Origin of the sequence: Streptomyces sp. NBC_00569 (genome assembly GCF_036345255.1) — a bacterium.
In the GTDB taxonomy this organism is placed as follows: domain Bacteria; phylum Actinomycetota; class Actinomycetes; order Streptomycetales; family Streptomycetaceae; genus Streptomyces.
Map to the genome: position 1 here is coordinate 8533910 of NZ_CP107783.1, position 20259 is coordinate 8554168.

A 20259-nucleotide genomic window follows, 5' to 3' on the forward strand; every position below is an offset into this window, starting at 1 on the left:
TTTGGGGGGGCGGGATGTGGCGGCCGGCTGGCTGTATTCGCGTGTACCCGGGTCGGCGAGAAAGGCTGAGCTCCCGACACTCCGAGCCCCATTGGTCGAAGTCCGCCGGGGCATCCTGGGCCGACCTGAGCAGCCTTCCTGACGCGGTGCATCTCCCGCGCGGGGGGTCGTTGGCGCCGCAAACGCCCTCGCTTACGCCTTGCTGTGAAGCAAACCGAGATTTTTCTGCCATATCGGGAAGACTCTGGAGCCCCTGATAGTTCTAAAACAAGTAGTAACAACTACATGTTTTCAAAGTGGGCGACAGTTCCAGGCGTGTGAGCGCGACGAGGAAGGAGGAGGTCCATGAGCGACAATAAGTGGATGGTTGGATTCCGCCGCCGCTCTGGGGTCGGAGTGATCATTGAGCACTTCTATCTGGTGGACGGCGTATCAGACAGTGCCGAAGCACGCCGCGCTGCCGCCCGGATGGCCGAGTTCGAGTCGGAGCCTGCGGGCCGACGTGGCGGCGAACTCGACGTCCAGCGGGTGCAAGTGCAGCGAGTCATCAGTGGCCTGCTGGGTCATGTCAGCCTGTCCGCTCCGGTAGCCGACCGGATGGCAATGCCCTCCGCATGCTCGGTGATGTCGCCGGCCGGGGTGGCATGATGAGCCGCTCCTACGAACAGACCTGTTTCATCGCCCGCTCGCTTGACGTGCTGGGTGAGAGATGGACGCTGCTGATCGTGCGGGAGCTGGCCCTGGGCCCTCGCCGCTACGGGGATCTCCTATCGGCCCTGCCGGGCATGGGAACCAGCCTTTTGGCCGCACGTCTCAAGCACCTCGAGCAGCATGACGTGCTGCGTCGCACCACGCTGCCGGGTCCGGGCCGCGTAGCCGCCTATGAAATGACTGGCCGGGGCGAAGCGTTGATGCCGGTCCTCGCTGGCCTCGCCGAGTGGGGCGCAGGTCGGGGAGACCCGCCGCCCAGCTACACCGATCGCGCCGCCTGGTCCGTGGTGGCGATGCGCCTCACGGCTACAGGAGAGGCGGCGCGCTTCGACACGCTCACGGAGTTGGTGGTCGGCGAGGAGATGCTGTGGCTGCAGGGCGACGGCGAGCGGGTACGGGTGGAGACCGGCCCGGCGCCGCTGAAGCCCGGTCTGCGCTTGATCTGCGACAAGGAAACGTTCTACGCCCTCGCGAAGGGGCAGGTCGCCGTCGATGACGCGGTGGCCTCGGGGCGACTCGTCGTGCACGGCGAGCCAGACGCCGCCCGGCTGTTCTTCGAACTGTTCCGCCTGCCCGATGGGCATGGCACGACCCCTCACTGAGTGCGGCGCCCACTCAAAGGACTCAACCCCCATACACCGGTACTTCTCCAGAAACGGAAACATCATCATGGAACGCAACCTCCTCGTGATCGGGTCCACCGGCAAGACCGGCGGCCAGACCACCGAACTCCTGCTCCAGCGCGGGCACCGCGTCCGCGCACTCGTCCGCGGTCACGACGGGCGCGCCGAGCGGCTCGCCGCCCTCGGGGCGGACGTCGTGGAAGGCGACGTCCTCGACCTGGACTCCCTGGCCCAGGTGACCAAGGGGATCGACGCCCTGTACTTCACCTATCCGATCCGCCCCGGCCTGATGGACGCCACCGCGAACGTGGCCCAGGCGGCGGAGGAGAACGGGGTCCAGGCGATCGTGAACATGTCGCAGGTCTCCGCCCGCCGCAACACCGCCAGCAACGCGGCACGCCAGCACTGGGTCGCCGAACGCGTCCTGGACCGCTCCCCGGTCCCCGTCACCCACATCCGCCCGACCTTCTTCGCCCAGTGGCTGATCGACACCTGGGCCGACGGAACCGGCGAACTGCGCCTGCCGTTCGCCGACGGACGCCACGCCCCCATCGCGGAAAGCGACCAGGCGAAGGTGATCGCCGCCGTCCTGGAAGACCCCGCCCCGCACGCCGGCCAGATCTACCGGCTGTACGGAGCCGAGGAGCTCAACCACTACGAGATCGCCGAGAAGATGTCGCGGGCGCTGGACCGTGAAGTCACCTACGTGCCCATCGAACTCGACGAATTCGCCGCCATCCTGCGCGGGCGCGGCGCACCGGACCACCTGATCCAGCACCTGCTCGCCGTGGCCGTCGACTACCGCAACGGCGTCTTCGCCGGCACCAACGACCTGGTGAAGACGATCGGCGGCAGCGACCCCCTCGACGTCGAGGGCTTCATCGCCCAGAACCGTGCGGCCTTCGATCTGCCCACTGCCTGAACACCGGAGCAAAACAATGAGCGTTTGGTTCATCACTGGATCGTCCCGGGGCTTCGGCCTGGAAATCACCCGTGCCGCCCTCGCCGCCGGCCACCAGGTGATCGCCACCGCGCGGAAGGCCGAAACCATCCGCGAGCAGCTTCCCGACACCGGCGACGCGCTGCTCACCGCGCCGCTGGACGTGACCGACCCGCAGAGCATCCAGGCGGCCGTAGACGCAGCGGTCGAGCGGTTCGGCCGGATCGACGTCCTGGTCAACAACGCCGGCACCGGACTGCTCGCCGCCGTCGAGGAATCCGACGACGCCGCGGTCCGCGCGGTGTACGAGACCAACGTGTTCGGACCGCTCGCCGTTCAGCGCGCCGTACTGCCGGTGCTGCGGCGCCAGCGCTCCGGCCACGTGATCAACATCAGCTCCATCGTGGGCTTCGCCACCGCGCCGGGCTGGGGCATCTACGCCTCCACGAAGTTCGCCGTCGAAGGCTTCACCGAGACCCTCCACACCGAACTCGCCCCCCTGGGCATCCACGTCACGCTCGTGGAACCGGGCTTCTTCCGCACCGATTTCCTCGACCCCACCAGCCTGCACACCGGCCCCGACACCATCGACGACTACGCGCCCACCGTCGGCGCGATGCGTGCAGCCGCCGCGAGCCTGAATCACGCCCAGCCCGGCGACCCGGTCAAGGCCGCGGGCGCCATCGTCGAGATGGCCGCCGCCTCCGAGCCGCCCCTGCGCCTGCCACTCGGAGCCGACACCCTGCAAGCCTTCGACGCCAAGCTGGACACCTTCCGCAAGGAGATGGACGCCTGGCGGCACGTCGCCCACTCCACCGATCACGATTAGGACAACACCGCCGCATCCGCCTTCTCCGGCACCACGGCCCGAAGCCCTGCAGAAGCTTCGGTCGCGCCTTGACCACCCATGACCTGAAGGACGTTCCCGTGACCGCACCACAGCCGTCCGCTGTAGCACGCCATTACCGGCAAGGCGATCTGCGCCGGAAGATCGACGAAGCGCTCGACCGCCTCTACCCGGGGCATACCGCCCTCACCACCGACGACCTTCATGGCGTGGACGAGTTCCACACCGGCGGCCATGCGGCGACGCGAGAGCTGGCTGAACACCTGGAGCTGAGAGCGGGCCTGCGCGTCCTTGACGTGGGAAGCGGCCTGGGTGGCCCGGCCCGCCATCTGGCCCAGCACGCAGGCGCGGACGTCACCGGCGTGGACCTCACCGAGGAGTACGTCGACGTCGCCCGCTGGCTCACCGACCGTGTGGGCCTCACGGGCCGGGCCCGGTTCCAGCAGGGTGACGTGACCGCACTGCCCTTTCCCCGGGCGAGCTTCGACCGGGCCTGGATGCTGCACGTGGGCATGAACATCGAGGACAAAGCCCGCCTGTTCACTGAGATCAGCCGCGTCCTGACCGACGAGGGCCTCTTCATCGTGTACGACGTCATGCTCCTCGGCAATCCCGCCCTCGTCCGTTACCCACTGCCGTGGGCCTCGGAGCCCGAACACAGCTTCCTGGCCCACCCCCAGGAATACCGGTCGCGGCTGCGCAAGGCCGGCTTCGACATCGTCGCCGAGCACGATCACCGCTTGCAAGCAGTCCAGTCGCTTCGTGACGCGGGCGGTGCGCACCACCGAACCAGAACGCCGCATAACCCTGCAGGCGGGGACACTCCTCCGGCCCCGATCAGCGTGGCGATGGGCAGTGACGCATCGACCAAGGTCGCAAAGGTACTCCAGAACATCGAGGAAGGTCTCCTTGCTCCGACCGAGATGATCTGCCGTCGCCGCTGATTTCACGGAGACTGCACCTGGGGTGAAGACGCGAGCCAGACCGAGAAGTACCGGCTCAGCGCCATGTCGTACCCGCCCGCCGGACTGATCAGGAACGGCTGCCCCTCAGGTATACCCCGGTCGTCCAACCCCTCATTGAGACCGGCGAACAGGGCGCTGAACTCCCGTAAGAACGGGGTTTCTTCGCGCGGCCACGCCTGGTCTCGGCGAGTGAAGTGCACCCGCCAACCCGTGATCGAGATGACGGTGGACGATAACCCGTGGACAGCTCAACAGCGCATAAATCAAGCCCGACGGACGTAAGCCGCCCGGTGCCGCTCACCACAGGCCCTGCGCGAGGACCGCATCCTCCAGGAGATCTTCGCGACCGGCGGCGACGTCCGCCGCATCTGCGACTTCTTCGGCATCGGAATCGACGCGGCCCTGCGCTACACCCTGGTCCTCACACAGGCCGACCCCGCAGGCCACTCCGAGCAGTAGCCGACTGGCTCGGTACACAAGCGTGGGCAGCAGTTGTTCGTCCTCTCGCCAGGCGGTTGGATCAAGCAGGGGTCGCTGTTCGCGAGAGCGGGAGGCACCCACGCTTCCGGGCGTGCTCCGGGAGCGGCTGTCTCTGAGGGGTTGTAGTGCACTGGTCGACGGGCCTGCTCGGATTCGTGGCCGGGCTGCTGATATCGGTGGTCACGGCGCCTGTGGGCGTCTCCGGCGCCGTCTTCCTGCTGCCCGTACAGGTCAGCATTCTGGGCGTGCCGAGCCCGGCGGTGACACCGACCAACCTTCTCTACAACGTCGTCGCCGGTCCCGGTGCTCTGTTGCGTCACCATCGGACGGGGAGCTTGCGAGGGCGGCTCACGCGCCTGTTGATCGCGGGCACCGTGCCCGCCGTGGTCATCGGCGCGGTGATTCGGGTATTCGCCGTTCCCGGCCCGCGCGTCTTTCGACTCCTCGTGGCCGCCTTGCTGCTGCCCCTTGGGATCTGGTTGCTGGCACGGACGCTGCGTCCGGCGGATGTCCGCCCGCGCCCCGGCCGCCGTCGCCCCGCGCCACGACGGCGCTGGCCCTGACCGTCGGGGTGGTCGGCGGCGTCTACGGCATCGGGGGCGGCTCCTTGCTCGGCCCGATCCTCGTCGGCCGGGGAGTGCCGGTTGCCACCGTGGCACCCGCCGCTCTGGCCTCCACCTTCATCACCTCGATCATCGGGTCGTCCACCTACGCACTGCTCTCCCTCGCCGTGACCGGTGACGTCGCCCCCGACTGGCTCCTCGGCCTGTCGTGTGGAGCCGGCGGACTGGTCGGCGGGTACCTCGGTGCCCGGCTCCAGCCGCATCTGCCCGAGGCCGGTCTCCGGCTCTTGCTCGGCGCTCTCGCCGCAGGCATCGGCGCCCTCTACACGGTCCAGACCATGAGCTGACATCCAGGTCTCAACTTCCGGCTGTGGACTGCTGTCGCAACGGGCGACCATCTCGGACCTACCTCGACTGGTAGGTGCCTCCCGGACCCGAGTCGAAGTGGTGTCGGGCCCGACGCACGATGCCAGCCGCCCGGAACTCAGGACCTCACCTACACTCATCACTGCACCTCCCGGAGCCTGAGGGGCAGCAAAGGCGCTTCAGTTTTCGTGAACTCGGCGCTTTTGGCGTGCATCCGGGCGTCGGTGTCGAACAGTTCGCGTTCCCGTGGGTGGAGTAGGTGTTGGGTGATGAAGGATCGGCCCGCGGCCTTCCACAGGCCGCGTCCCTTGGTCAGTGCGGAGACCGCCTGTGTCTCGACCCCGGTCAGGCCCAGCAGTGAGGCAGCGGAACCCAGCTGGTCGGCTTCCTGGCGGTAGATGATCCGTGTGGAACAGTCGGTGAGCAGGCCTTCGGCCAGTGCTCGGCCCCGGGAGCCAGCATCGCCCGCGGTGAGCAGGTCGGACAGGCGGTGGATGACCATCATGTTGGCGATGCCGAGTCCGCGGCTGAGTTTCCACTGGGACTGCATGCGCTCCAGCAGGGCTACGTGCCGCATTACCCGCCATGCTTCGTCGTAGATCACCCAGCGTCGCCCTGCTGTGGGATCCGCGAGCGCGGACTCCATCCAGGCCGAGGCGCAAGTCATCGCCAGGACGAGCGCGGTGTCATCGCCTGCGCCGCCGAGGCGGGACAAGTCGATGGAGAGCATCGGAGCGGCCGGGTCGAAGTCCACGGTCGACGGCGCGTCGAACATCCCGGACAAGTCACCGTGAACCAAGCGCCGCAAGGCGTGGGCCAGGTCCTCGGCGGCCTGCCCAAGGCGCCCCGACAGCTCCCCGAGCGCACCGTCGAGGCGCTCGGGAGAGCCGAGTACGTACGCCACTTCGCCGAGCAGTGGTGTGGTGCCCGTGGCGTCGGCGTGCGTGACTGCTTGGTCGAGCGCGACGTCGAGTGCGGTGTGCTCCATTGGGTGTAGGTCGCGCTGCAGGACGGTTTTCGCGAGGGAGCCGAGTAGGAGAAGGCGTCGTTTGCGGACCTCGCTGGCCCAGTCCGTCTCGCTGACGCCGGACGGCTTGGAGGGCGCGTCCAACGGATTCAGCCGGCCCTGGAGCCCGGGTCCAAGTGCGATGGTCTGCCCGCCCAATTCCTTGGCGACGATGGTCCATTCGCCCTTGGGATCGCAGGGTACGTAGATGCGGTAGCCGAAGGCCACGGCTCGCACGGCAAGAGACTTGGCCAGCGCGGACTTGCCCATGCCGATGACCCCGGCGAGCAGGATGTTGGGGTTGGTGAAGCCGTCGAGCCGTCCGTACAGGACGAACGGGTCGTAGGTGAACGCCGCTTCGGCGTGCACGTCGCGTCCGACGTAGATGCCCTGTGCGCCGAGGCCGCCCTCGGCGAGGAAGGGGTAGGCGCCCGAGGCGGTCGCGGTGGTCATTCGATGGGCGGAGAGCTTGAGTCGGCCACCTCGGGCGGAGGCGGGACCGGGGCGCCCTGCGGGCATATAGGTGGCACACAGGTCGGGGTCGGCCGCGGCCTGAGGTGTGCTGGCCTCGGGCCGGGCGGCATTGCGGGCCTGGTCGCGGGCGGCGGCGAACTGGTTACGGGCGGCGCGGGCTGTATGGCGGTCGCTCTTGCGGGGAACGAACAGTGGGCTGGCGGAGGTGCGAGTACGGGAGGACATGGCTGCGGTGCTCCTGGTGGTCAGTGACGGGTGAGGCCGGTGAAGGGGTCCCGCAGGTCGGCCGGCGTGTGGTCGCGTCGAACTCGGGCCGAGGCCGCCAGATGGCGCTGGCACACGCTGAGTTCGGGCGCACCCTCGGGCAGCCGGGTCCGGCAAGCGTCATGGGTGGCAAGGCGGTCAGTGCCCGGATGCGGCGCCGAGTGGAAGGCTGCGTGGAGGTGTTCGGCTGCTTGCCACAGCCGGATCCGGCAGGCCTTGAGGTGATCGCCCTCGGCATCGGCGACCTGGGCGGTGCGTACGGCGTGCGTGTCGAGCAGCTCGTACAGGGCAATCACGTGGGCGTGCAAGGTGTCCAGTTCGGTGCGGCTTGCGGCGACCGGGGCGACGGGCATGTTGATGGCCTGGTGGAAGTCGAGCGCGGCGGTGGCGAACGGGATGAAGTCCTCCGCCAGTTCGGGCAGGGGCTCGGTCGGCATGATGGTGCCCTTCGGTTGAGCGCGGTCGGTAGTGCTGGGGTGCGCTACGGGCGGGCGAGTGGCAGGGCGGCGTTGGTGAACGCTTCGGCCTGCTGCCAGGTCAGCGGGCGCAGATCGATGAGCGCGGCGACGGCGGCAGTCTCGATCGCGGCGCAGGCGGCGTTGAGCTGTTCGTCGCTGTCGGCGCTGACGGTGAGCAGGCCTGTGAGGGCGACATCAGCGTGCCCGGCGATGAGCTGGCGTTCGCGCTGCTTGATATCGGCGTACTCGACCGAGTCCTCCTCGGAATCGACCTGCCCCTTGCGGGCTCGCTCGGCGGCGTCCGCGATCACGGTGGCCTTCTTGCGCTGCACGTCCTTGAGCGCGGAGTCCAGTCCCTTGGGCTCGTACGTCAGCGACAGGGTGCGGCGGACGCCGGAGGTGAACAGGAGCTGGTGCAGGAAGCCCGGTGAGGTCTCGATGCGCGGCCAGTTCTCGATCCAGAACGTGGCGTGGTGGGCCGAGTCGGTGTGGATCCGGTCGGCTTTCTCGACCAGGACGACGGGTCCAGCGGCAGCCGGGTCCGCTTGCGGGCGCCCCGAGGCGGACCACTGGTCGAGGGCGGCCGACGCCTTGGGGTCGTACGCAGTGCGGATCACGGCTGCGATCTCGGTCGCGTGTAGCCAATTGCTCGGCATGAGGCCGGAGTTGCGGGCGGCCTGGTCGAAGGTGGAGGTGAGCTGGGCCAGGACGGCGAAGCCGCCAGTGAGTCCGCCGCCGGCCTGGTTGATCAGGCGGCGGGCCGCCTTGAGGTCGAGGGCGAGGGCGACGTATGCCTCGTGCGGGGCGGCGGCCGGACCAGCGGCGCTCAGCAAGTCCCGGTAGATGGGCCCAGCCAGTGTCGATTGCGCATCGCCATGCTGATTCCAGTAACGGTTCAGTGCGTCACCAGAGTCGGGGACGGTGCGCTCCAGGACCTGGACGCGGGCGATGTGTCCGGTGCGTGCGAGGGCGGCGAGCGTGCGGCCCCAGCCGGAGACGTTGCTGGTCTGGGTGGCTGGGTCTAGCAGGGCGAAGGCGCGGGAGGAGACCTTGACCACGGCGGTGAGGGTGCCCTCGTGCGGGTCGTGCACTGCGCCGAAGCGGCCGTCGGGAGAGGTGGCCACACGCAGCGATGCAGCGGTTCCGGGAAGGTGGAGCAGGCCCTCGCGCTGCGGCCGGGTCGAGGGCCAGGTGAGCCAGATCAACTGGCCCCGGAAGCGACGCAGCGCGTAACGGAATACGATCGGCGCCCAGTCGGCGAGCGAGCGTCCACGGTGGCGCATGAAGACTGCCGCGAGTACCAGGGCCCACAGCGGTATGAGCTTGAGTGCCCCGGTCACGCCGGCTGAGAGCAGCACCGCGAGCAGCAGCAGGCCGGTGACCGCGACGACGATCAGTTGCGGGGCCGAGAGTCCGAGCAGCACGCCGCGGCGTGAGCGGTGTGGGAACTTCACGGTGACCGGACCGTCGGGGTGGGGAGAGCCAGAGTGCATGGCGAAGCCGTCCTTGGAGCGTGAGGAGAAGGAAGAGGGAGGGAGGACGGGGCGGCCGGGCTGGGCCTCCATCCCGCCCCATCAGCTACGGGCTATGAGCTGTGAGCTGTGAGCTATGAGCCCGAATCACCTGGCGGCGCGGGATAGATCCACCGTTGCGGGGTGGCACCGCCCTGCGGCGCAGGCCCGATGCGTCGCGGTGCCGGCGGATCCTGGTGTGTAACGCGCGGCGGTGCGACGGAGGCATCCTGTGGCGTTGGCGCCGAGGCCACTGGAGCGGAGTCGCTCGCGGAACCCTGGCCGGGGCGCTGAATGAGAGGTACTCCCCGGTCGCCGTCCGTGGGAGGCCGGCGGATCAGCGCCCGACCCTTGTCGCCCGAGGCGTTCGGGGCCTCGCCGAAGCGGAAGTGGGCCCGGTCCGGCTTCTCATCTCCGCCGGAGCCGCCGGTCGGATCGATCCCGGAGGCAACACCATCCGACCCCTGGCCCGGAACCTTCGCCGGACCCTGCGGAGGACGCATCCCCATACCGGACTGCATGGCCAGCTGCCCTGCCGTCTTGGCCGCGCCAGCGGCCACCGCCATGCCCGCGACACCGGAGCGGTGCACGTCGTCATGACCACCGCCGTCGGCCGCCCAGTGCACGAACTTGTACGTCACATACGGGCAAAGCATGACGAGGACCATCACGACGATGCCCGCGAGCGCATCGGACAGGGCGCTGAGCCCGTCGTTTGCGTCGGACTTGCCCATGGCCGAGACGCCCAGAAGGAACACGATCGTCATCAGGAGCTTGGAGACGATCAGGGTACTGGTGGCCTCGATCCAGCCACGCCGCCACCGCTTGGCGACCTCCCAGCCGCCACCGGCCCCGGCAAACACGGCAAGCGTAACGAGCACCAGGATGCCGACCTTGCGGGCCAACATGACTGCCCAGTAAAGGAAGGCGCCCACAGCGCAGCCGAGTGCCATCAGAGAGGGGATGGCCCAGCCCAGGCCGTACATCGGCCCCAGTTCGTTGACCTTGATGACGCGGCGCACCGCATCGTCCACCGAACTGTTGGCAGCCTTGAACAGTCCCGCGCTGAGCGCGTCGACCACGGTGATTGCGACGGTGGTGCAGGCTATGGCAGCGAAGGCGAACAGGACTCCGGCCACGGTGCCGTAAACCGCCTGGCCGAGGGCTCGCTCGTCCCGTCGCCAGGCGGCACGGGTGAGTTGCAGACAGAACGTCCCCACGGTCAGGATCAGGCCGATGGGCAGGATCAGTTCGTAGTTGCTGCGGAACCACTCGGCGTTCAGATCGATACCCGTCGTCTGATCGACGGCCTTCGACGCCAGATCAGCTGCTGCCTGTGCCATTTCACCCATCGACTTGGCGATCCAGGCACCGATTCCGTCTGTGACTGCCTCGCCGGTTGCGCCGACGACACCGTCCACGGTGGCGCACACCGTGTTCATCAGAGGAAGGTCGCAAGCCCCCATCAGGGCACCTCGTTTCGAGAGTTGTGGGGGTGGATCACGGCGCGACGCTCGGCAGGACCCCGACCAGGGCACAGTTCTGGTGAGGTCGGCACTGCACAGCGAGCGTTGTCGAGCGGGACTCGGCCCCGGCGCCTGAGCCCTTCCAAGCGATGGACTGCTTGCCGGTGACCGTGACGGCGTAGACGTACGCCTCGGTGATCGCGCCGGGATCCTGGGCCAGGGCCGTCTTGAACGCCTGCGGGAAGTGGCCCTCGCCGACCGTGGCCCTCGTGTGCTGCTGGTTGTCGTGCATCCGTGACCACAGCATCGGGCTGGGTACCCGGTCCGTGACGGACGTCCAGTCCGCGTACTTCTTCTCGCTGGTCATCCACTGTTTGAGGCCGGCCAGGTGCTCGGCCTGGGAGGAGGAACGTGTGTCGTACGTCCACAAGACCTTGGTGGCGTACTTGCTGAAGACGATCGGATCGTTGGTCTTCGGTGGTGCGGCGACCGCCGAATCTGCGTGCGGCGCGGCGGACGGGGAGGCCGACGCCGAGGAGGATGGCGGACCCTGGGTGGCCTTGGCCGAAGTGGGGCTCTCCGGACGTGTGACGTACGCAAGGAGCCCGGCGACCGCCAGAAGCACAGCGAGGCCGACACCGCCGATCGCAGCGCGGCGCAGAACCGAGGCCGGAGCCTGGTGCGTTCGCTCGCCAGAGGAGGGAAATGGCTTCTTCGGCATCAGCGGACCTGCGCCCCCATCGCCGAGAAGAACGCCACGATGCCGTTGGCCGCGCCGAGCAGCAGCGCGCAGCCGGCCGCGACGACAGTGCCCTTCTTGCCGTTGGCCTCCGCCTGGTGGCCGCCGCTGTGGTGGCCCCAGGCCCAGACGATCGCCGAGATTGCGAGCGCGCCCACCACGGCGATGATGCCGAAGAGGTTGATGCTGCCAATGACCTTCTTCAAGACATCGAGTCCGGGCAGGCCCCCCTCACTCGGGGTGACGCCGGGGTTGTACGCCAGGATTTGGGCATGCTGCATGAGCTTCACTGGTACTCCAGTACGGTTTTGGGCGCGCGAGAGCCCGGAGAGGGTGGAGCGAGAAGAGAGGGGGAGGCGCCGGTCAGACGATCCGGCGGGCGGCCAGCACGTCCGGTCGCCAAGCGGCAAGGGTCGAGATCTTGACCACGTCGCCGGTGCGCGGAGCCTGAAGGATCAGGCCGTCACCTATGAACATCCCGACGTGTTCCGGGACTTCAGCGGTGCCGCGGGTGAAGAGGAGATCACCCGGCTTGAGGGCATCCACGCTGACGGCCTTGCCCTCCATAACCTGCGTGTACGTGGTCCGGGAGATCGAGACCCCACCGGCTTTGTACGACGCCTGCATCAGGGAAGAGCAATCGCAGCGGCCCATCGGATCCTGACCGTGCGGATCCGAACACTCGCCACCCCACTGATATGGAGTGCCGAGCTGGCCAAGCCCCCAACGGATAGCCGTGCGCACAGACTTCGGAGCGGCGGTCGGGATCTTGTAGCCCTTGGGGACGGAGCCGGCGGAGATCGGACCGAACGCGGCCTCGTCCTCGCCGGTGCCGCACCCGCCAGGCACAGAGTCCGACTCCCCGTCCTTGGCGTCCGTGTAGCCGCTTTTACCGGACGCCGACTTCTTGGACGGCGACGTGGCGATGGCTTTCTGCAGAGCTGTGGCAAGGGGCCGCCACTTGGCGTAGGCATCGGGTGAGCCGCTCTGCTGGACTGTCTGCGCGGCCTGCGTAACGGTCATGGACTGCCATCCCGAGACGCTGAGCAATCCCTCGTAGAACTTCCTCGATGCCTGCACCGGATCACGGACCTGAGTGGCCGTCCCCCAGCCCTGGCTGGGACGCTGCTGGAAGAGGCCGAGTGAATCCCGGTCGCCGTAGTCCAGGTTCCGCAGTCCCGACTCCTGCAGGGCCGTGGCCAGGGCAACGATCTGCCCCCGCGCCGGCACCTTCATGGCGACACCCGTGGCCTGGATCGTTTTGGCATTCGGGATCTGCTCCGTGGGATGGTCCAGGCCCGCAACCGAAGCGAACCGTTTGCCGCCGCCCTTGAGGATCGACTCCACCTGTTTGGCGACCGACGAGGAATCCACAGTCTGTGTATCACCATCAGAGCAGGCGGCCTGAGCGTCAGCGGCACCAGCTGCGGCGACAGCGATCGGCGCAATCAACAGCGGCGGACCAAGCAACACCACCCCCACTATGCCTGCGGCCGTCTTCAACGTCGCGGGCCGTACGTCGGGTAGTGGACCGGAGCGCAGGGTCCCGGTGAAGGGCGTGCCGGTGCGTGGTGCATCAGCAACTCCTTACGCGTAGGCGGCACGACACTGGCGTTCTCGTCGGAAAGGTCACCAACGCCGCGCCGGGCAGGAATTGAGGAACTCGTGGAAAGAAGGGGCCCAGGGGGTCGGCAGCAGATAACACCCTTCCCCTGGGCGCCCTTAACGGAGAGCGGCAGCCAGCCGCCTTCGTAATCTCAGACTCCACACGGAGAATCGCTCCTGCCCAATTTCGCAGCACTTTCGGTCGTGCCAGAGTGCCGCCGCCTGGATGCGGCAACGCGTATTGGCACAGCTCAACAGGGGCGGAGCCGGGCTCCATTCGTCGAACATGGCTGGACTGTAGGGACGTATTCCGGCCGCGCCAAACGAACCCGAACTTGATCGCACCGCGCAGTCGCCGTTCAGGTCATTAGGTGCGGCCGTGAAAGGTGGCTAATCTCCAGCCACTTGCTCGCCCGGGAAGGCTTCCTTCGCGCCCTCTAGGCCTGGCTCATTCACACGCACGGAGACCGCTCGGAAAGAGAGAACCGCGCAATGCCGTACACCCTGCACTGAGGTGACGCGCTGACCGCCATCGCCACCGTCCCCGACAGCAGCGTCGACGCCCTCGTCACCGATCCGCCCTACAACAGCGGCGGCCGAACCAGCAGCGACCGCACCGGCCGCAGCGCCCGCGCGAAGTACACCTCCGCCGACGCCGAGCACGACCTCGCCAACTTCCCCGGCGAGAACCGAGATCAGCGGTCCTACGGCGTCTGGCTCACGTCCCTGCTCACCGAGTCCTACCGTGCGACCGTCGAGTCCGGTACCCCGCTGGTCTTCAAGGACTGGAGGCAGCTGCCGACCACGACCGATGCGCTGCAGGCCACCGGCTGGACCTGGTGCGACATCGCGTCCTGGCACAAGCCGGTCTCGCGTCCGCAGAAGGGCCGCCTCAAGCAGTCCTGCGCGTACATCGTCTGGGGCGCCGAGGGCCAGGGCGACGCCAACGGAACCCCGTCTACTGCCCGGCCTCTACTCCGCGAGCCAGCTCAGCAAGGACCGCGTACACATCACGCAGAAGCCCGTCGATGTGATGCAGGAGCTGGTGAAGATCTGTCCGCCAGGTGGCACGGTCCTCGGCCCCTTCACCGGCACCGGGACCACCGGCGTCGCTGCCCTGCGCGAGGGGTGCAAATTCGTCGGCATCGAACTCTTTGACCACCACCGAATATGAGACAGGGCCGTTCTCTGACAGTCCCCCCGGACTCAACGCTGCGCTGGATCAGGCCAGCAGCACGGTCGAGGTCAAGGCCAAGATCCAGTTCAGGGTTCGGAAGTGAAGGCATGAGTTCGGCAGCAGAAGCTGCGCTGACCACGTAGGTGGTCGGTGGGGTTCGCTGCTGTGCGTGTCCAGATGCCCCGGGGGTGGTCCGTTGGTACTGCTGTGCCTGAGTGATATGTGATCGTGTTGGGCCATTGGTATAGGGGGTTTGAGCCCTGTTGAACCAACAGTCGTACAGATGCTGAGATGGATGCGTCAATGGCGCTGCGGTCCTTAAAGGGACTCCGCGGCGCCATTGTCGTGTGCGCGTACGGCGGCCGACGGAAGGGGCGGGGCACATTGCTGAAGAGGGTGTTCGTGGCGGCGGATCCGGGTCGGATGCGGCTGCGTTTCGCGAGCCGGGCCGTGCTGGGGATCGGGCTCGCGGTGACGCTGTGCGGAGTGGTCGGGCACTCGCTGGTGCCGGCCATCGCGGGGGGACTGACTGCGCTGCTCGCTCTGTTCACGGTGACGGATGCGACGGTACGTGAGCAGGCGGTGACGACGGCGCTGCTGCCGGTCGTGGGGTTGCCCGTACTTGCGCTCGCGGCCGTGGTGCATGACGTGCCTGTCGCGCGGGACGCATTGTTCCTCACTGTCGTAGGGGTGGGGGTGTACGCGCGGCGCTGGGGGCCGCGCGGGCACTCGCTCGGCGTGTTCGCCTTTATGGCCCTTTTCGCAGCCCAGTTTCTGCACGCTGTGCCTGCGCAGCTGCCCGAGCTGTACGGGGCCATGCTTCTGTCGTTGTTTGCGTCGTCCGCAGTGCGGTTCGGGGCGTGGTGCTACGAGCGTCGGATGCCGGGGCCGGCTGTGGTGCCCGCGCCGACAGGGGGTAACCGGCTCGGTCGGATGACGACGCGGCAGGCCGTGCAGGCCACTGTGGGAGCCGGGTTCGCGCTCGCTGCCGGGCAGGTGCTCTCCGACGAGCGCTGGTATTGGGCAGTCGGCGCCACGTGGTGGGTGTTCGTCAATACGACCTCGCGCGGCGAGACAGTGGTGCGGGGATTCAGACGGTTCCTGGGAACAGCGCTGGGTGTGGTGCTGGGCTTCGCAGTTGCTGTGCCGCTGCACCATGAGCCGATGATTGCCGCCGTAGTCATCGCGCTCAGCGTCTTCGGGATCTTCTACACCGCCGCCGTCTCCTATACGTGGATGATGTTCGCGGTGACCGTGATGGCGAGCATGCTGTACGGGCTGCTCGGGGTGCTCGACACGGGGCTACTTGCACTACGGGTAAGCGAGACGGCGGTCGGCGCGCTCGGAGCTGTGCTGGCAGTGCTGTTCGTGCTTCCGGTGACCACGCACTCGGTGACCGACGCATGGGTCGAGCGTGCGCTGCACTGTGTGCACGCCTGCACGGCTGAGACCGCGGCACGGCTCGCCGGAAGCGCGGACGCCGATCCAGTCCCGCTCGTGGCGGAGTTGGACGCGATCCTGGGGCGGGTGCGGCTGTCGCTCACGCCGCTCGTGCATCCCTTCAGCCCGATGCGGGCGCGCAAGAAGCGCGCTCGGCAGGTGCTCGCGCTGCTCGACGACTGCGCGCGTGAGGTGCGCGGGCTCGCGTCGGTAGCAGCCGACCCGGAGGCCTCTCACGACGCGCGGCTTGCTGCTGCCTGCTGGCGGGTAGAGGCCGCAGTCGAGGCGCTTACCGACGCGCCGACCGTCCGTCGGCGCGTCCGCGTCGACGATGCGGCGGCTCCCGAACCTACAGGCGCCGAGCCCGTGCTCGCCCACCTCCAGGCCCTGGAGCACGCTTTGCTTGAACTCGCTGTCCCCCTGCGCAGGACCCGTCAGGTTTCGTCGAGCGCCTGAGCCGACGAGGCTGTGCAGCGCATCGGTCAGATACCTGTGTTGAGCAGCCTCGCGGCCCTCCCGATAGAGGACGGCATCAGGTGCCGGTAGCTGCGGTAGGTCACCTCGATGGACTTGTGGCCCATCCATTCGGCGACATCCGTGATCGGGATGCCCATGCTGAGGCAATTGGAAGCGAAGAAGTGGCGAAGGCCGTACATCGTGTAGGGCACCTTGATACCCGCTGAGCGCAGAACCTTCCGCCACTTACTGCGAAACGCATTTCCGCAGTAGTACGGGCTGCCGCCGACGCCGGCTCCTCCCCGTCCGCCATTGGTCAGTAGGTACCCGTGATCATCGGCGGCGTGAGTCTCCGCGTATTGCAGCAAGAATGCTCGCGTCTTTGCGGGCAGTGGCGTCTCGCGGAATTCTCCCCAGCTGCGGTGCTTGAGCGGTGCTGGTATTCGCTGGCGCCCATGAATCTGATTACTGATGCGGTAGACATCGTCGGCGACGAGCCCGTTGATGTTGGTGGCGTGTGCCTCACCGTTTCGTAGGCCACATGACGACATCATTTCCACTACGAGGCGCAAGTCTTCGTCGTGTGCGTGCTGCCTGATGAGGTTGAGCTCCTCCAGGGACGGGATGAGGATGTCCTTGCGCCGGTAGTCCGGGGGAGTGGCGTCCATGAACGGGTCTAGGCCCAGGGCACCGCGAAGCCGCGCCGAGTTGATCGCCAGACGCAGAACTTTGTACGCGGTCATCTGCGCCGCGCTGCCGATGCCGTCGAGGGCCATGTCGGCGACGAAGTCGTCCACGGTGTCGGCTGTGAAGGTGCCGATCTTGCGTGACCCCAGGCGGGGGAATATGTGCACCGTCAGAGCCCGCTCGTAGCTTTCGACGCTATTGTCCGTGAGCCCGCGTGCTCGGTGCCGAATCCAGTTGGACGCGAAGTCCTCAAGAGTCTGGACGGCGATCCTCTCTCCGTCGGAGGGGCCTGCCTTCGCTGCTCCCTTCTTCGCCTGGTACATCTCCGTGAGCCGGGTCGTCGCCTTGTCCTGTGTGGCGTAGCCCGACTCCTCACGTTGCTTGCCGAACGCGTCCCTGTAGCGGATCTTGTAGGGGTGCAGGCACCGGGTCGGTGCCTTGCAATCGCACTCCTTGAAGAAGCTGCCCATCCCGCGTGCGAGGGTCTTGGTGGCCACGTGCTGACTCCGTACTCATGCTGACCTTTTGCTGACCCCGGGGGCGTCAGTATGGCGCTGACCTGCGGCCGCGCCTAACGAGCAGCTTTCATGACCTTCTTCGCCGCGCAGTTCCTGCACACCGTGCCGGACCAGCTCCCCGAGCTGTACGCGGCCGTACTCCTCTCGCTGGCCGCCGCGTCCGTCGTGCGGTTCGGCCTGTGGTGCTACGAGCGCCGGCTGCCGGCGCCCGCGGCGGTGGCGGCGCCCACCGGCGGGAGCCGGCTCGCGCGCATCACGACGCGGCAGGCCGTGCAGGCGACCGTGGGCGCCGGCTTCGCGCTCGCCGCCGGTCAGGTGCTGTCCGACCAGCGGTGGTACTGGGCCGTGGGTGCCACGTGGTGGGTGTTCGTGAACACGACGTCCCGCGGGGAGACCGTGGTGCGCGGGTTCCGGCGGTTCCTCGGCACGGTGCTGGGGATCGTGCTCGGCTTCGTGGTGGCCGTGCCGCTGCACGACGAGCCGGTCGCGGCCGCCGTGATCGTCGCGCTCAGCGTGTTCGGGATCTTCTACACCGCCGCTGTCTCGTACACGTGGATGATGCTCGCCGTCACCGTGATGGCGAGCATGCTGTACGGCCTGCTCGGCGTGCTCGACCCGGCACTGCTCGCCCTTCGGGTCGGCGAGACCGCCGTCGGGGCGCTCGGCGCCGTGCTCGCGGTGCTGCTCGTGCTGCCGGTGACCACGCACTCCGTCACCGACGCGTGGGTCGAGCGGGCGCTGCGCTGTGTGCACGCCTGCACCGCCGAGGCCGCCGCCCGGCTCGCGGGCTCGCCGACGGCCGACCCGGCCCGGCGCGTGGCCGAACTGGAGTCGATCCTCGGCAGGGTGCGGCTCTCGCTCGCGCCGCTGGTGCATCCGTTCAGCCCGATGCGGGCGCGGATGGGCCGGGCCCGGCACGTACTCGCGCTGCTCGACGACTGTGCGCGCGAGGTGCGCGGGCTCGCCTCGGTCGTCGCCGACCCGGAGGCCTCGCACGACGCCCGGCTCGCCGCGGCCTGCTGGCGCGTGGAGACCGCCGTCGAGGCGCTCACCGACGCCCCGGCGAGCGGGCAGCGCCGCCGGACCGCATCCGCCGCGGAGCCGCAGCTCGTCGAGGGCGAACCCGTGCTGGCCCATCTCCACGCCTTGGAGCAGGCACTGCTCGAACTCGCCGTCCCGCTGCGCGGATCCAACCGGGTCGCGGTCGGCGCCTGAGTCCTCGCCGCTCCGGCCTGGCGAGAGGGCGCGCGCTGGATATTTCGCGCCCCTGCAGTGCTCTTCGCGCTCTCCACGGGGTGGGGTCTGATCGCGCGCACGGTCGCGGCCCTACGTCACTGGTCCTACCTGCGGAAATGCCGCGCGAGGTGGACGGCCGGGTGCGGCCCGGGGCGGGTTTGCCTGTCACGTAGACGACGGATCGGCCCCCGGACGGGTGACGCAGCGGCATCATGTGGACGCACGGAGTGCGCGGCCCCGCGGGAGGGCCCGCGGCCGGGGACCCCCTGGGAGTGCGCCATGCCCGATACACCACAGCGAACCGACGGTCCCGCCGGCTGGCTGGACCGAGCCGAGGCAAGAGACGGAGGCGCGGCCCGGGGCGAAGGCACGGCGTGGGACAGAGGGGCGGCGCGGGGCGGAGTCGCGAGCGGAGACGGCGCCGTCGGCTGGGGCGCAGGCTTCCAGGAACGGCACGATCGCTGCCCGGAAGCCGCCACCCGCCGTCACCCTTCCGCCGCCGCCGGAATCGGCCACCCGCGCACACCCGGCCCCCGTGATCCAGCACCCCGCACCCCGGAACTCTGGCCCGCGGCCTCCGACTTCATCCGCGCCCACCACGCCGAGGAGCGCCTCGGCGACCCGGCCCCCCGCCTCGCGGAGGCATACGCCGAGATCGCGGAGTCAGGAACGTATGGCCACACCGAGCGCGAGCTCACCTTCGGGGCCCGCGTCGCCTGGCGGAACGCCAACCGCTGCATCGGCCGCCTCTACTGGAACTCCCTGCACGTCCGTGACCGCCGCCACCTCACCGCCGCCGAAGACATCGCGGCCGCCTGCGCCGACCATCTGCGCGGGGCCTCCCAGGGCGGCCGCATCCGCCCCCTGATCACCGTCTTCGCACCCGACGCGCCGGACCGCCCCGGACCGCGCATCTGGAACGAACAGCTCATCCGGTACGCGGGGTACGTGCAGCGCGACGGCCGTGTCGTCGGCGACCCGCGCAACGAGGGCCTCACCGCGCTCGCCCGGCGCCTCGGCTGGCGCGGCGGCGACGGCACCCCCTTCGACGTACTGCCCCTGATCGTCCAGGGCACCGACGACAAACCGCGCTGCTTCGACCTGCCGCCCGACGCGGTCCTCGAGGTCCCCATCGAGCACGAGGACCACGACTGGTGGGCCGGGCTGCGCCTGCGCTGGCACGCCGTGCCCGCCCTGTCCACGATGTGCCTGGAGATCGGCGGGATCTGCTACCAGGCCGCCCCCTTCAACGGCTGGTACATGGGCACCGAGATAGGTGCCCGCAACCTCGCCGACACCGACCGCTACGACCTCCTGCCGCGTATCGCGGAACGCCTCGGCCTCGACACCACCAGCGACCGCTCCCTGTGGAAGGACCGCGCCCTCGTCGAACTGAACCGCGCCGTCCTGTACTCCTTCGACCGCGCCGGCGTCACCGTCACGGACCATCACACCGAGTCCCGCCGCTTCCTCACCCACCTCGACCGTGAGGAGCGCAAGGGCCGCACGGTCGGCGCCGACTGGTCCTGGATCGTGCCGCCGATCTCCGGCTCGGCCACCCCCGTCTTCCACCGCACGTACGACACCACGGAGCGCACGCCGGCGTACGTACAGCATCCCGAGGCACTCGCCAGGGCGTCCGGCGACTTCCTGGTCTAGGGCCCTTCGTCCGGATCGGGCCGGGTCCGCGGGATCTTGCACGCACATCTGCCGCGTTGTCGTCGGTC

The 20259-nt window shown here is 68.5% G+C and carries 14 protein-coding genes and 5 pseudogenes; 10 read left to right on the plus strand and 9 right to left on the minus strand.

Annotated features, from left to right (window positions below):
* Window positions 1–345 precede the first annotated feature (345 nt).
* From OHO83_RS38460 to OHO83_RS38485, 6 genes and pseudogenes are all read left to right on the plus strand, one after another.
* On the plus strand, window positions 346–648 hold the full coding sequence (locus tag OHO83_RS38460; protein ID WP_326777069.1) for a hypothetical protein: 303 nt from the start codon (window positions 346–348) through the stop codon (window positions 646–648).
* Entirely contained in the window at window positions 615–1313 is a 699-nt protein-coding gene (locus tag OHO83_RS38465; protein WP_330280533.1) for a winged helix-turn-helix transcriptional regulator, read from the plus strand. Before OHO83_RS38460 ends, OHO83_RS38465 begins: the two co-directional genes overlap by 34 nt.
* 67 nt (window positions 1314–1380) lie before the next feature.
* Window positions 1381–2256 (plus strand): NmrA family NAD(P)-binding protein, encoded by an 876-nt coding sequence (locus OHO83_RS38470; protein WP_326777071.1) that lies wholly within the window; start codon window positions 1381–1383, stop codon window positions 2254–2256.
* Between the two features lie 16 nt (window positions 2257–2272).
* Window positions 2273–3103 carry an oxidoreductase gene (locus OHO83_RS38475; protein WP_330280534.1) on the plus strand — a complete coding sequence of 277 codons (831 nt, stop codon included), beginning with the start codon at window positions 2273–2275 and terminating at the stop codon, window positions 3101–3103.
* 98 nt (window positions 3104–3201) lie between these two features.
* A complete protein-coding gene (locus OHO83_RS38480; RefSeq protein WP_330280535.1) occupies window positions 3202–4065 on the plus strand; it encodes an SAM-dependent methyltransferase in 864 nt (287 codons plus the stop codon).
* A gap of 626 nt (window positions 4066–4691) precedes the next feature.
* Window positions 4692–5476: pseudogene (locus tag OHO83_RS38485) on the plus strand (sulfite exporter TauE/SafE family protein).
* A gap of 158 nt (window positions 5477–5634) precedes the next feature.
* Here OHO83_RS38485 and OHO83_RS38490 read toward each other — a convergent pair.
* The 8 genes and pseudogenes from OHO83_RS38490 to OHO83_RS47100 form a co-directional block, all read right to left on the minus strand.
* A complete protein-coding gene (locus OHO83_RS38490) occupies window positions 5635–7200 on the minus strand; it encodes an ATP-binding protein (RefSeq protein WP_330280536.1) in 1566 nt (521 codons plus the stop codon).
* 20 nt (window positions 7201–7220) lie between these two features.
* Complete coding sequence (locus OHO83_RS38495; protein WP_330280537.1) at window positions 7221–7676, minus strand: DUF6238 family protein; 456 nt, start codon at window positions 7674–7676, stop codon at window positions 7221–7223.
* 44 nt (window positions 7677–7720) lie between these two features.
* Window positions 7721–9190 carry an SCO6880 family protein gene (locus OHO83_RS38500; RefSeq protein ID WP_330280538.1) on the minus strand — a complete coding sequence of 490 codons (1470 nt, stop codon included), beginning with the start codon at window positions 9188–9190 and terminating at the stop codon, window positions 7721–7723.
* Window positions 9191–9303: 113 nt separating this feature from the next.
* Window positions 9304–10674, minus strand: coding sequence for an SCO6881 family protein (locus OHO83_RS38505; protein ID WP_443066074.1), 1371 nt, complete (start codon window positions 10672–10674; stop codon window positions 9304–9306).
* Between the two features lie 34 nt (window positions 10675–10708).
* Window positions 10709–11395, minus strand: coding sequence for a hypothetical protein (locus OHO83_RS38510; RefSeq protein ID WP_330280540.1), 687 nt, complete (start codon window positions 11393–11395; stop codon window positions 10709–10711).
* Window positions 11395–11694 carry a DUF6112 family protein gene (locus OHO83_RS38515; RefSeq protein WP_330280833.1) on the minus strand — a complete coding sequence of 100 codons (300 nt, stop codon included), beginning with the start codon at window positions 11692–11694 and terminating at the stop codon, window positions 11395–11397. The genes OHO83_RS38510 and OHO83_RS38515 overlap by 1 nt, the downstream gene beginning before the upstream one ends.
* A gap of 82 nt (window positions 11695–11776) precedes the next feature.
* A pseudogene (locus OHO83_RS47095) lies at window positions 11777–12256 on the minus strand (C40 family peptidase); the annotation flags it as partial.
* A 71-nt stretch (window positions 12257–12327) separates the two neighbouring features.
* A pseudogene (locus tag OHO83_RS47100) lies at window positions 12328–12916 on the minus strand (C40 family peptidase); the annotation flags it as partial.
* A gap of 624 nt (window positions 12917–13540) precedes the next feature.
* On the opposite strand from OHO83_RS47100, the pseudogene OHO83_RS38525 reads away from it, so the two are divergent.
* Window positions 13541–14183 (plus strand): annotated as a pseudogene (locus OHO83_RS38525) (DNA-methyltransferase); the annotation flags it as partial.
* A gap of 396 nt (window positions 14184–14579) precedes the next feature.
* Window positions 14580–16091: an FUSC family protein gene (locus tag OHO83_RS38530; RefSeq protein ID WP_330280542.1), complete on the plus strand. Its 1512-nt coding sequence runs from the start codon at window positions 14580–14582 to the stop codon at window positions 16089–16091.
* A gap of 26 nt (window positions 16092–16117) precedes the next feature.
* On the opposite strand, the gene OHO83_RS38535 is transcribed toward OHO83_RS38530, so the two are convergent.
* Window positions 16118–17275 carry a tyrosine-type recombinase/integrase gene (locus OHO83_RS38535; RefSeq protein ID WP_330280543.1) on the minus strand — a complete coding sequence of 386 codons (1158 nt, stop codon included), beginning with the start codon at window positions 17273–17275 and terminating at the stop codon, window positions 16118–16120.
* 84 nt (window positions 17276–17359) lie between these two features.
* Between OHO83_RS38535 and OHO83_RS38540 the strand changes: the two are divergent.
* Both OHO83_RS38540 and OHO83_RS38545 read left to right on the plus strand, forming a co-directional pair.
* A pseudogene (locus OHO83_RS38540) lies at window positions 17360–18511 on the plus strand (FUSC family protein); the annotation flags it as partial.
* A gap of 300 nt (window positions 18512–18811) precedes the next feature.
* Entirely contained in the window at window positions 18812–20191 is a 1380-nt protein-coding gene (locus OHO83_RS38545; protein ID WP_266667494.1) for a nitric oxide synthase oxygenase, read from the plus strand.
* The last annotated feature ends 68 nt before the right edge of the window (window positions 20192–20259 follow it).